This window comes from Pseudomonas sp. TE50-2, from assembly GCF_040813665.1.
In the GTDB taxonomy this organism is placed as follows: domain Bacteria; phylum Pseudomonadota; class Gammaproteobacteria; order Pseudomonadales; family Pseudomonadaceae; genus Aquipseudomonas; species Aquipseudomonas soli.
The window spans coordinates 4,589,508-4,602,698 of sequence record NZ_JBFNXN010000001.1 but is presented as its reverse complement, the minus strand read 5'-3'; the positions used below and the strand labels follow the sequence as shown (position 1 = coordinate 4,602,698).

The following is a 13,191-nucleotide window of genomic DNA, read 5'->3' as shown; positions in this document are numbered from 1 at the left end:
GAATGAAAAATGGTGCAAACCTCAGAGATTCTGCTGTTTGCACCATTGCACAGGTGAAACTCGATGGTTACTTCGAGTCTGGACCGTAGATGTCGAAGTTGAAGTACTTCTTCTCGATCTCTTTGTATTTGCCGTTGGCGCGGATCGCGTCGATGGCGGCGTTAATGCGCTCGGCGTTGGCGGTGTCGCCCTTGCGCACGGCGATACCGACGCCATCACCGAAGTACTTGGTGTCGGTGAAGGCCGGACCGACGAAGGCAAAGCCCTTGCCAGCATCGGTCTTCAGGAAGCCGTCCTCGAGCAGGGTGGCGTCAGCCACGGTGCCGTCCAGACGGCCGGCGGCGACGTCCAGGTAGATTTCGTTCTGGGTACCGTAGGGCACCACGGTGGCGCCTTGCGGGGCCAGGACTTCCTTGGCGAAACGGTCGTGGATCGAACCGCGCTGCACGCCGATCTTCTTGCCCTTGAGCTCAGCCAGGCTGTTGCTAACGGTGGTGCCTTCCTTCATCACCAGGCGCGCCGGGGTCAGGTAGTAGCGCTTGGTGAAGTCGACCGACTTCTTGCGGTCGTCGGTGATCGACATGGACGACAGGATGGCGTCGATCTTGCGCACTTTCAGTGCCGGGATCAGGCCGTCGAACTCCTGCTCGACCCAGGTGCACTTGGCTTTCATCTGTTCGCACAGGGCGTTGCCGATGTCGTAGTCGAAGCCGGCGAGGCTGCCATCGGGCTGCTTGAAGGCGAAGGGTGGGTAGGCGGCCTCGATACCGATCTTCAACGGCTTCTCATCGGCCTGCGATACCAGGGAAAACACGGAAAGCGCCAGGGCGCCAAGCAGTGCGAGCTTCTTCATCAGGTAACTCCATCGGTACGGGGCAATACAAGGCAGTTGTAACGGCTGCCCGATATGCGAATGGGTACAGCGCGAGCCGCGCAGGTTTCGACCAAGGTCGCAGACCACGAGCGAGTGAGTGGCATTCTAGCGACAGCCCGGTGGTCGATATTTCTTCAAAGCGACAACTAATTACAGAAGCGCCAGGAACCGCGGCGGGCGATATTGACAGCTCCTGCGAGATATGCAAGAGCAAAAGAGAAATAACCTATACCCAAAGCAATAAGCGGGCCCATTATTGGCAAAGCCTTGTATTCCGGCAAGCGCAGCGTGCGACCCTGCACGAAATGCCCGCAGAATGCACTCATTTGGCACGCAGATGTTTCCGCAAGCCCCGCATTTGGGCGAAATCGGTGACAGCAACGGTTACCGATGAATGTCGGAGTAACAGTTTGTATCAGTAAAGCAAAAACCCCGCCGGGTGCGGCGGGGCTTTGTCATGGTTTCAGGATCACCGGGGCCGCAAGGCAGCCCCGCGACGCTCAGGCCGAAGCCAGGCTCATCGCCTTGTGGGTGTCGATCAAGTGCTGCACCACCCCTGGGTCGGCCAGAGTGGAGATATCGCCCAGCGCGTCGTACTCGCCAGTGGCGATCTTGCGCAGGATGCGGCGCATGATCTTGCCCGAGCGGGTCTTCGGCAGCCCCGGCGCCCACTGGATCACGTCCGGCGAAGCGATCGGGCCGATCTCCTTGCGCACCCAGTTCTTCAGCTCGAGGCGCAACTGCTCGTTCGACTCCTCGCCAGCGTTCAGGGTGACGTAGACATAGATGCCCTGCCCCTTGATGTCGTGCGGCACACCCACCACCGCTGCCTCGGCGACCTTCGGATGCGCCACCATCGCGCTCTCGATCTCGGCGGTGCCCATGCGGTGCCCGGAAACGTTGAGCACGTCATCCACGCGGCCGGTGATCCAGTAGTAGCCATCTTCGTCGCGACGGGCGCCGTCCCCGGTGAAGTACATGCCACGGAAGGTCTTGAAATAGGTGTCGACGAAGCGGTCGTGGTCGCCGTACAGCGAACGCGACTGGCCCGGCCAGGAATCGAGGATCACCAGGTTGCCCTCGGCGGCGCCGTCGATCAGGTTGCCCAGGTTGTCCACCAGCGCCGGCACCACGCCGAAGAACGGACGGGTCGCCGAACCCGGTTTGAGCCCCGTGGCGCCCGGCAGCGGGCTAATGAGGATGCCGCCGGTCTCGGTCTGCCACCAGGTATCGACGATCGGGCAACGTTCCTTGCCGACTGTCTTGTAGTACCAGTTCCAGGCTTCAGGGTTGATCGGCTCGCCCACCGAACCCAGCAGGCGCAGGCTGGAGCCATCGGCGCCGGCAACCGCCGCCTCGCCCTCGGCCATCATGGCGCGGATGGCGGTCGGCGCGGTGTAGAGGATGTTGACCTTGTGCTTGTCGACGATCTTCGACACGCGGGTGATGTCCGGGTAGTTCGGCACGCCCTCGAACAGCAGCGTGGTCGCACCGTTGGCCAGCGGGCCATAGACGATGTAGCTGTGGCCGGTGACCCAACCCACGTCGGCGGTGCACCAGTACACTTCGCCCGGGCGGTAGTCGAACACGCGCTCGTGGGTCAGCGCGGCATACACCAGGTAGCCACCGGTGGTGTGCAGCACACCCTTGGGCTTGCCGGTGGAGCCGGAGGTATAGAGGATGAACAACGCCTCCTCGGCACCCATTTCTTTCGGCGCACAGTGGCTGGAGGCGACCTTCATCAGGTCTTCGTACCAGATATCGCGGTGCTGGTGCCAGGCGATGTCGCCACCGGTGCGCTTGCACACGATGATCTTTTGCACGCTGCTGGTTTCAGGGTTGGTCAAGGCCAGGTCGACGTTGGCCTTGAGCGGGGTACGGCGACCACCACGCAGGCCTTCGTCGGCGGTGATCACCACCTTGGACTTGCAGTCGATGATGCGTCCGGCCAGTGCTTCGGGCGAGAAGCCGCCGAACACCACCGAGTGGATCGCACCAATGCGCGCGCAGGCCAGCATGGCGACCACGGCCTCGGGGATCATCGGCATATAGATGGTGACCACGTCGCCCCGGTGCACGTCCTGGCCACGCAGGGCGTTGGCGAACTTGCAGACCTGCTCGTGGAGCTCACGGTAGGTGATGTTGCGATGCTCGGAAGGGTCGTCGCCTTCCCAGATGATCGCCAGCTGGTCGCCGCGCTCTTCGAGGTGGCGGTCCAGGCAGTTGTAGGAGACGTTCAGAGTGCCGTCGGCAAACCATTTGATATCGACATGGTGGTCGTCGAACGAGGTCTGCTTGACCTTGGTGAAGGGCTTGATCCAGTCCAGACGCTGGGCCTGCTCGCGCCAGAAGCCGTCCGGGTTGATCACCGATTGCTGGTACATGGCCTTGTAGGTGGCCTCGTCGGTCAGGGTACTGGCCGCAACCTCGGGACGAACGGGATACAGTGGAGCCGCACTCATCTGTGTTACCTCGGTGTAATAGTTGTTTTTGTATGGAAGCGTTTGTAACTGTACCAGAGCGACAAAGACCATTCGACGTTGGTAGTAACGCGACGAACCGTCAGTCCTTGAATGTGCAGCAACCGCTCTAGTGCATGGCATCCAGCCATCGCAGGCGGGAAAAGGCAGCGCTTTGCCAGTGATTGTTACAGATTCTGTCAAAAGACTTTATCAAAACCCGCTCTGTTTCAGCCCCGGCCACCCTCCTAGAATTCACCTCGCCAGCAACGGCAACGCGATTAACTTGGAAACAGCCCCCACGAAGGCAACGTTAATCCGCACCTCATCCTGATAGTTGAAACTTAGTTGCACTCGCGGCGCCACAAGCGCCGCGCGCCCCCTCACGACCTTAGACAGGTAAATTGAAAATGAAAGCTTTACTGGTATTGGTACTTGGCGGTTTTTGCGGCGCGGCACTGGCCGGCGAAGCAAAAGATGTCGAGCAGATTCCGGTTGAACAGTACAGTTATTCGCAGCACCTGGACATCGCCCGCGTCATCTCCATGAGCGAAGTGCCGAACGTCTGCGAAGTGGTGCCTGCGCGCATGACCTATGAGGACTCCCAGGGCCAGAAGCACATTCTCGAATACCGCGTGATGGGCAACGGTTGCTCCAACGGCTGAGGCCATAGGCTTATCGCGAGGCAAGCCCCTCCCACCACCTTTGCATTCGTGGGAGCGGGCTTGCCCCGCGATCAATTCAAGCCTCGATAAAATTACAGATTATTCCACCGACTTGTTCAACGAATAATCCCGCAACTTGTTGGCAATGGTCGTATGGGAAACGCCCAATCTTTTTCCCAGCGCCCGACTACTTGGAAATTCACTCATCAAACTTTCCAATACCGCCCTTTCAAACCGCCCGACAATCTGCGAAAGATCGCCATCCAGGGAAAACTCGCCCAACGGTTGACGCGCGCCATAATCGGGCAAGCGGATATGTTCGCTCTTCACTACCCCGCCTTCGCACAGTGACACTGCCTGGAATAACACGTTTTCCAACTGGCGCACATTGCCCGGCCAATGATACTGGCCGAGTTTTTCCATCGCCGGCGGCGCCAGGCGCGGCAGCGGGCAGCCGATCTGCCGGCTGGCCTGGTCGAGGAAGTGCTGCACCAGCCCTTCCAGGCCATCCATGCATTCGCGCAGCGGCGGGATGTGCAGCGACAGCACGTTGAGGCGGTGGTAGAGGTCCTGGCGGAACTCGCCACGGGCGCACAGTTCGGACAGGTCGACCTGGGTCGCGCAGATCACCCGCACATCCAGGTACACCTCTTCGTCGCTGCCGACCCGGCGGAAACAGCCATCCTGCAGGAAGCGCAGCAATTTGACCTGCAAGCGCGGGCTCATCTCCCCCACCCCGTCGAGGAACAACGTGCCGCCGGCCGTCAGCTCCAGCAGCCCCAACTTGCCCTCGGCCCGCGCGCCCTCGAACGCCCCCGGCCCATAGCCGAACAGCTCGGTCTCGGCCATCGACTCAGGCAGGCCGGCGCAGTTGAGCGCCATCAGCGGCGCCTGGCCACGCGGGCTGGCCAGGTGACAGGCCCGCGCCAGCAGCTCCTTGCCGGTCCCGGTCTCGCCCTCGATCAGCAGCGGTGCATCCAACGGCGCCATGCGCCGCGCCTCGCGCACCACGGCGGCCATTACCCGTGAGCTCTGGAAGATGCTGTCGAAACCCCGCAACTCCTGCTTGCGCACGTTGTAGATGCGCTCACCGATACGGTCCGCACGGTGCAAGGTGATTACCGCGCCGGCCAGGGCTTCACTGTCGTCATGCTCGGACTGCAGCGGTGCGATATCGGCCAGGAACACATCGCCCTTGACCTTGATCCGCAGGCCGTTGATCCGCGATTTGTTGGCCCGTATCAGCTCCGGCAGGTCGAAGTCCTCGACATAGCGTGACAGCGGAATGCCCGGCACTTCGTCCACCCGTACGCCGAGCAGCTGCGCCGCGCCGCGGTTGGCGGCGACGATGCTGCCGCCCATGTCGATCGACAGCACCGGGAAGTCCAGCGCCCCCAGCAGCGCATTGAGCTCCATGTGCCGGCGCTCGCTGGGCATCAGGCCGACACGCTTGACCCCGAACACCCCGGCGATCGACTCGAACTTGGGCCGCAGGGCCTGGAACTGCAGGTTGATCAGGTTCGGGCAGTGCAGGTAGATGGCGTTGCCATGATCCCCCCCCACTTCGCCGCGCAACACGTTGATCCCGTACTCCACCAGCAGGTTGAGGATGTCCCGCAAAATGCCGATGCGGTTCTGGCAATGCACTTTGATGCGCATGAAGGCTCTCTAAGCGGCCGAGTTTTTGCTCGCGCCACGGAAAAGTCGTAAAGATAAGCTGACAAAAATAGCCATCTGCCCAGCTCGATGTCCGTGATTTTCCGGGATGACGCTGGTTTTGTAAAATTATCGTTACGCACAGAAGATAAACGGCGCCGCCGGATGGGCCCTCACCCCGGTGCAAAACCTCGTTTGTAGGGATATTCCTAAGGCATGTCCTGTACATAACAAGAACGCCCTCACCAGGAGAGCCACATGAAACAGACGCAATACGTGGCACGCGAGCCCGATGCGCATGGCTTTATCGACTACCCGCAGCAAGAGCATGCGGTGTGGAACACCTTGATCACCCGTCAGCTGAAAGTGATCGAAGGCCGGGCATGCCAGGAATACCTGGACGGCATCGACCAGCTCAAGCTGCCCCATGACCGCATCCCGCAGCTGGGCGAAGTCAACAAGGTGCTCGGCGCCACCACCGGCTGGCAGGTCGCCCGCGTCCCCGCGCTGATTCCCTTCCAGACCTTCTTCGAACTGCTGGCCAGCAAACGCTTCCCGGTCGCCACCTTCATCCGCACCCCGGAAGAGCTGGACTACCTGCAGGAGCCCGACATCTTCCACGAGATCTTCGGCCACTGCCCGCTGCTGACCAACCCGTTCTTCGCCGAATTCACCCACACCTATGGCAAGCTCGGCCTGGCGGCGACCAAGGAACAGCGCGTCTACCTGGCGCGCCTGTACTGGATGACCATCGAGTTCGGCCTGATGGAAACCGCGCAAGGCCGCAAGATCTACGGCGGCGGCATCCTCTCCTCGCCGAAAGAGACGGTCTACAGCCTGTCCAGCGAGCCGGAGCACCAGGCCTTCGACCCGATCGAAGCCATGCGCACGCCCTACCGCATCGATATCCTGCAGCCCCTGTACTTCGTCCTGCCGAACATGAAGCGTCTGTTCGACCTGGCCCACGAAGACATCATGGCCATGGTCCACCAGGCCATGCAGCTGGGCCTGCACGCACCGAAATTTCCACCCAAGGTCGCTGCCTGAGCGCCCCTGTCGATAACAACTCAAACCGGAAAACACCCATGAATGCCTTGAACCAAGCCCACTGCGAAGCCTGCCGCGCCGATGCGCCGAAAGTCACCGATGAGGAACTGGCGGTACTGATCCGCGAGATCCCGGACTGGAACATCGAAGTCCGCGACGGCCACATGGAGCTCGAGCGCGTGTTCCTGTTCAAGAACTTCAAGCACGCCCTGGCCTTCACCAATGCCATCGGCGAAATCGCCGAAGCCGAAGGCCACCACCCAGGCCTGCTGACCGAGTGGGGCAAGGTCACCGTGACCTGGTGGAGCCACTCGATCAAGGGCCTGCACCGCAACGACTTCATCATGTGCGCGCGCACCGACGAGGTCGCCAAAACTGCTGAAGGGCGCAAGTGATGCACTTCGCCGCCATCGCTCGGGTCCCTGGCGACCCGATCCTGGGGCTGATGGAAGCCTACGCCCGCGACGGCAACCCGGCCAAGTTCGACCTGGGTGTCGGCGTGTTCAAGGACGCTGCGGGGCTGACGCCGATTCCGGCTGCGGTCAAGCAGGCCGAGCAGCGCCTGGTCGAGCGGCAGGCCACCAAGAGCTATGTCGGCGGCCATGGTGATGCAGCGTTCACGCGCCTGGTCAGCGAGCTGGTGCTGGGCAGCGATTCCACGCTGCTCAAAAGCCAGCGCGCCGGCGCCACCCAGACCCCTGGCGGCACGGGTGCCCTGCGCCTGGCGGCGGAGTTTATCGCCCACTGCCTGCCGGGCCGCGGTATCTGGCTGAGCGACCCGACCTGGCCGATCCACGAGACGATCTTCGCCGGCGCCGGGCTCAAGGTGTCGCACTACCCCTACGTGGGCGCGGACAACCGCCTGAACGTCGACGCGATGCTCGCCGCACTGGAGCAAGCACCGCAAGGCGACGTGGTGTTGCTGCATGCCTGCTGCCACAACCCCACCGGCTTCGATCTGGGCCAGGACGACTGGCGCGCGGTGCTCGACATCGTCAAGCGGCGCAACCTGCTGCCATTGATCGACTTTGCCTACCAAGGCTTCGGTGACGGCCTGGAGGAGGACGCCTGGGCAGTGCGCCTGTTCGCCGCCGAACTGCCGGAACTGCTGATCACCAGCTCCTGCTCGAAGAACTTCGGCCTGTACCGTGAGCGCACCGGCGCCCTGCTGGTGTGCAGCCACGACGCCGAGAAACTGCAGGATGTGCGCAGCCAGCTGGCGTTCATTGCGCGCAACCTGTGGTCGACGCCGCCAGACCATGGCGCGGCGGTGGTCGCCGAGATTCTCGGTGACCCGGCACTCAAGGCGTTGTGGATCGAGGAAGTGAACGCCATGCGCCAGCGCATCGCCGAGCTTCGCGTCGGCCTGGTGAAAGCGCTGGAGCCCCATGGCCTGGCCGAGCGCTTCGCGCATATCGCCGCGCAACGCGGGATGTTCTCCTACACCGGCCTGAACCCCGAGCAAGTGCGCCTGCTGCGCGAGCGACACAGCGTGTACATGGTCGGTACTGGCCGGGCGAACATCGCCGGAGCGGACGCCAAGCGCCTGGAACAGCTGGCAGCGGCCATCGCCGACGTCTGTCGCTGAAACCTGGCTGATGTGGCCTGGGCTTGCGCCGCGATAGCACTATCGCGGCGCAAGCCTCCCACGCCACTCCTGCATCCCATTGTTCGATAGCCGCCCGCTAAAACCGACCAGCGTCCGGGAAAAATTCCAAACTGTCATCCAGACTGCTGTATCCTGCCCCAGCTTTTCGAAGCCTCACATGCGCCAAGCGCTGCCTTTTCACTCACACTTGCGAGGAACGACGAGATGCATGAAATCCCGAATCTTCCCTTCCCAAGCCTGAACCCCGAAGAGCAATCCGTTGCCGCCCACGCCGAACCGACGCCCGCCGTCGAGCAGGATGGTGACGATCAATCCAGCGCCGACCAGGAATAGCCGCGCATCCCCCTCCGACTGTGTGAAAACGGCTGACCTGCGGGCTATCCCCGTCATCACGTTTTCACACCGTTCAGATACTTCCCACAAGGTGCGGTATCCACGCACCGCTCTGGCCTACCCGAACTCGACAGACTGACGCCTTTCACACAGCAGAGGCCGCCATGTCACGTCGTTCGACCCTCAATTCTGCCGAAAAGGCCAGGATTCGCGCACTTACCCCTGACCAGGTTGTTGTCATCAGTGAGCTTTCCGGCCCACAGGATATCGCCACCTCACTCAGCGACCATTTCGATCAAGCATTCGGTCTGGGCGTACTTTACCCGCCAAACCTGCTGGACCTGGAGCTCGAAAGCGCACTGGATGCGGCCCTGAGCAAGGACAGCGCAAAACAGCACCTCAATCGCTTTCTGGGTCGTGAAGCGTCCCTGCAGGCGAACCTGAACGATTGCGCGCTGTTCTATGGAAGCCTGGCCGCGCAACTCATCAAAGACGCCGACACCCAGAAGTTTCCCGAGCTGGTTCCACGATCACACCTCGACACACCTTATGCAGTCTGCAGCTTTGCCCAGGCACTTTGGCACCATTACCCACGCCTGAGACGTGCGGACGCCTATCTCATTGCAACGCTGCTGCTTCGCGGCCAACTGACGGCGGCATCCAACCGCGACTGGCAACCCACCGTTGAAGTCCACGAGCACCTTGATCTCCCCGTCCTCGCTGGTCACCTGTTCGCGCATACACCCGGCAACAGCCTCTTCGAAAAGCTGCTCGACGAAGCGCAGGCTTCGTTCTACTACCAAGGATTGCGATACAGACATCCCACCGCGCGCGAGCGCAAGGAGGGTGCGCTTGCGAACCAGTACGGACGCATCGCGATGGACGGTTCGGCCCTGAATGTGCCGGCAGGACAGGTAGTCGATGCACTACTTGGCGCCAGGGCCTTCGAGCGCCTGGGACAGCGCCTGGCGGCAGCAGCACAATGGGACTGCTCCGCGGCAAACGCTGCGATGCACCGCGCCCTGGCTGAGCAGGCGCTGACAGACGCACTCTATCCACCGGAAAAGCGCCGACCAGGCCATATTCTCGATTTCGAGATCTTCAATCCCCATAACAAGTACGAACACCTCAGCGAAATTCGCCTTGATCTAGTCAACAGCCTCCACACGCATCTCGGCGGTGTACCCGCCATGGCGGAAATTGCCGCCGAACTGCTGATACGCCACTTTGCCCCAGAACTGCTGATCGACGACGATCCCCATGACTATCTGTACGAGCCCGATGTGCGCTGGGCCAACCTGCGCCACGGAGCCTATCTGCTGCTGACCCAGTGCAAACCGGTGACATTCGACGCCGCAGAGGCTGCCACTGGCCTGCACAATGAGGACACAGCGGTGTTCGAAGGTGCCCTGGCCGCGACTCTTGCCGAGTGGGCACAGTTGCACGGCGTGCTCGCGGAATCACCGCCTTGGTCGAAATCACAATGGCAACAGGCCTATGACCACTATCTCATTGCCTGGGATCGGGAAAGCCTGCGGGACCTGCCTGATCGTTTCGACATGGCCAGGTGGGAGCTGCGCCTGGCAGGAATCGCGCCTGAAGGCAGCAATGTAGACAAGCAGCTACACCTCAACGCCTACCTGGACCACGGCGCGGGCTACCAACACGGCGAACTGCCTGATGCCACGACACTCTACGACCATGAATTCAAGGCATGGCAACTACGCGCCCAGACAATATACGAAGACATGATGCACCGTTTGCTGCGCCATCTGCCGCAAACGGACCAGGAACAACTACGTGACGGTAGGTGGCATTGCCACGCGGTCACCTGGCCCACCTACATAGGCCCTGTCGAAGGCGGCATTCCCAGTCATGGAGACTCGCCGGCTGCTGACTGGAAGGCGGAAACCGGCACCCAAGGGATAGTCGTCTATCTTCCTGGCGGTACGGCAGACACCATTTATGAACTGTTTCCGGAGAGGCTGAAATGGCGTCGCCATCGCATCACCGCACAGCAGCGCGCGTTATGGGCCGCCGCTCTTGATTTCAGCTATCGGGACTACAACGAAGTCGATATTCCCTGGCACACCAGCCCCACGCCAGAAACTGTCGCGCTGATCGCGGCACCGACCGAAGACCGATTGCAGGCACTGGCACGCTGTTATGCCAAATCGGTTGCGCTGGGGAATCGCGATGCGCTGTACAACAGCGGTAAGGGCGCGACGCCACATGAGCACTTCCTCGCCGAGAGACGCAAGGACAGTACGGGACGCTACCTGGTCAGACTCTTCTCCAATCTCGTACCAGGGCTAGGCTGCTTCAGCGTGCGCAATGCTGGGGACGCATTGAGCTGCGGCCTGGACGCACTGGGCGCTCTGGGCAGCGCTTTTACCCTGGGCGGACGGATCATCAAGCCCCTGTCGAGGCTGTATGGCACAGCCGGCAGGAGCGCCAGCGCCATGCGCCTTGGGATGCTGCAAGCCGCCAGGCACTGGAAAGGCCGATCGATACCCGCCAAGCTGTATCGCCATGGCGCAGGCTCCAAAAGCTGGAGAGCCCCCCTTGGTGGGAATGCCCACGCAAAGCTCGGCGAAGCGCTCCCCCAGGAAAAACTGCTGCCGGGGCACAAGCCTGATGTCATCACCCTGCTGCTGGGCGAAGGCGACGATATCACCCGGGCCTGGGACAAAGCGTCCAACCCGGTGGTCTACCCGGTCTTCATCGTTCGCGACGCTGATCATGTAGACGCAATCATCAACGGTGTCGCCTACCGCCACCGGATCGGTCAATCCGCAAGCTTGGCCCAGCGTGTGCGACAGACGCCATTGCTGTGGTCACAGGACCCTGTGCGCCTGCCCACCCCATACCCCGACGCGCCACCACAGGGGATCGCGATACAGCTGGCGCCTGTTGCCAACCAAGCTGGCACGCCAGCGTACGGCCAGCAGGTCAGCCGGGCATTCGAGACCATTCGCATCGAACCGGTACCGATCACCTACCGGGCGAACGGCGCGAACAGCGATAGCGTTGCCCACGTCATGGTCAGGGAGAACCGGCTGGTGCAGTACACCGAGGAAGTGATACCCAACAGGGGCCGGCACAGCCATACCGGACGCATGATTCTCAAAACGCTGAGCGATGAAGAAGCCGATACGATGGGGTTGCTCAACCCTCCCCATTATTACAATGAGGGGGTACTTGGCTACCCGGTGAGCGAACATTGGCTTGGCCTACCCGCTGAAATGACAGCCGACCAGGTCGCGCTGTTCACCGGCCACTGCCCGCCGGTACGACTTGGCAGGCTGAGCCGAGGCCTAGCCGATCGACGCACCTTGCGCGGTGCTCGCGTTCACTACCTCGACCAGGACTGGTTGCTGGTCGAAGCCGATACCGGCGTGTTCTATGGTACCCCTTTCGACTTCGAGGCCTGGCAACGCAGCCAGACAGCAGCCCTGTTAAATGGCACGCTGAGCCCCACCCGCTATCCCGTTCCAGCGGAAAGTACCCGCCTGACATTCACTCGGGTCACTGATCTCGACGCCATCAGCCAATATCTCGATGTCAGTGAAACCTACCGCATGGTGGCCGCCCGACCTAACCTGCAACAGGACATCGACAACCTCGCAGGTTTGTTGCGTGACTGGATGCGCCACCAGCGAAGCACCGTGTCGCCCACCGTACCGACCGCCCTGCAACGCGCGATCGAGCAACTGGAAGAAGCACAGTACCCACTTTTCGCACGCAATATTCTGACATCAGCCCGCGCACAGGATGGCCTGGCCGGCTTTTCACTGAACGACGTGATGGGGCTGAACAAATCCATCATCCCCGACTTCCATAACCTGGCCAGGTTCGACGCCGTGGAGCAATTGCATGTCAACGGTGTGCTCAATCGGTTGCTGCCCGCGTCCGGGACGCGAGCGGGATACACGCCGATGTCGGTTGCCCGGATGCTCAGCGAAAACGGCATGAACCAGTTGAAGCAACACCTGTCGGGCGCCAACTTCGCCTTCGCCACGGTCACCCTCAGGAACGGCAATCGCCGCGTGTACTTCGCACTTTCCGGCGGCAGGGCCAGGCAGGGAATCATGGTCCACCCCCCTGCGCCCGGCCAGAGTCCACCTCTCGACTACATCGACGCCCGCGCACGTATGCAGGGTGTCGACCCGGACCCTCGCTTCACCCACCTTCCCGTACTGCGTCGCGCCAATTGGCTGACCATCAGGAATCATCGACGTCACCTGGACTCCGAGCGCCTGATCGCCTCGACAATCAACCAGGATTTGCTCGACCTGCCTGACGAAGTCACCAGCATCAAGGTCTTCACCCTGATGGACACTTGCCGATCCTGCGGCGGCTATGTAATGCCCCGCTTGCGCCTGGACTATCCGAATGCCGAGTTCAGCGTCAGCTGGTTGCTGCCGTATAACAACTGACGCCTCTATGAGAATCCGACGGTGGCCAAGGCGACCACCGCCCCCAACGATGAAACCTTCATCCACAACCCTCCCCCGCACGACTATGATGTCCCGGCATTCGCTTTAT

At 61.6% G+C, this 13,191-nt stretch carries 9 protein-coding genes; 6 read left to right on the top strand and 3 right to left on the bottom strand.

The window, feature by feature from the left end; genetic code table 11:
• Nucleotides 1–67 precede the first annotated feature (67 nt).
• Together AAHK21_RS21010 and acs are read right to left on the bottom strand one after the other, a co-directional pair.
• The gene (locus AAHK21_RS21010; protein WP_367858235.1) at nt 68–853 is read right to left on the bottom strand and encodes an ABC transporter substrate-binding protein; all 786 of its coding nucleotides are present in this window, start codon (nt 851–853) and stop codon (nt 68–70) included.
• A gap of 521 nt (nt 854–1,374) precedes the next feature.
• Nucleotides 1,375–3,336 carry an acetate--CoA ligase gene (gene acs, locus AAHK21_RS21005; protein WP_038706576.1) on the bottom strand — a complete coding sequence of 654 codons (1,962 nt, stop codon included), beginning with the start codon at nt 3,334–3,336 and terminating at the stop codon, nt 1,375–1,377.
• A gap of 407 nt (nt 3,337–3,743) precedes the next feature.
• Between acs and AAHK21_RS21000 the strand changes: the two genes are divergently transcribed.
• Complete coding sequence (locus tag AAHK21_RS21000; RefSeq protein ID WP_023630669.1) at nt 3,744–3,998, top strand: DUF2790 domain-containing protein; 255 nt, start codon at nt 3,744–3,746, stop codon at nt 3,996–3,998.
• A 99-nt stretch (nt 3,999–4,097) separates the two neighbouring features.
• On the opposite strand, the gene AAHK21_RS20995 is transcribed toward AAHK21_RS21000, so the two are convergent.
• Entirely contained in the window at nt 4,098–5,657 is a 1,560-nt protein-coding gene (locus AAHK21_RS20995) for a sigma-54-dependent transcriptional regulator (RefSeq protein ID WP_110702354.1), read from the bottom strand.
• 255 nt (nt 5,658–5,912) lie between these two features.
• Here AAHK21_RS20995 and phhA point away from each other — a divergent pair, with 255 nt between their 5' ends.
• The 5 genes from phhA to AAHK21_RS20970 all read left to right on the top strand — a co-directional run bounded on the left by phhA (nt 5,913) and on the right by AAHK21_RS20970 (nt 13,082).
• Nucleotides 5,913–6,701 (top strand): phenylalanine 4-monooxygenase, encoded by a 789-nt coding sequence (phhA, locus tag AAHK21_RS20990; RefSeq protein WP_023628482.1) that lies wholly within the window; start codon nt 5,913–5,915, stop codon nt 6,699–6,701.
• A gap of 38 nt (nt 6,702–6,739) precedes the next feature.
• Entirely contained in the window at nt 6,740–7,096 is a 357-nt protein-coding gene (locus AAHK21_RS20985) for a 4a-hydroxytetrahydrobiopterin dehydratase (RefSeq protein ID WP_062574779.1), read from the top strand.
• Nucleotides 7,093–8,289, top strand: a complete 1,197-nt coding sequence (locus AAHK21_RS20980) for an amino acid aminotransferase (protein WP_367858234.1) — start codon at nt 7,093–7,095, stop codon at nt 8,287–8,289. Before AAHK21_RS20985 ends, AAHK21_RS20980 begins: the two co-directional genes overlap by 4 nt.
• Before the next feature lie 225 nt (nt 8,290–8,514).
• Nucleotides 8,515–8,643 (top strand): hypothetical protein, encoded by a 129-nt coding sequence (locus AAHK21_RS20975; protein WP_263974800.1) that lies wholly within the window; start codon nt 8,515–8,517, stop codon nt 8,641–8,643.
• A 164-nt stretch (nt 8,644–8,807) separates the two neighbouring features.
• The gene (locus tag AAHK21_RS20970) at nt 8,808–13,082 is read left to right on the top strand and encodes a deaminase domain-containing protein (protein ID WP_367858233.1); all 4,275 of its coding nucleotides are present in this window, start codon (nt 8,808–8,810) and stop codon (nt 13,080–13,082) included.
• Nucleotides 13,083–13,191: the final 109 nt, after the last annotated feature.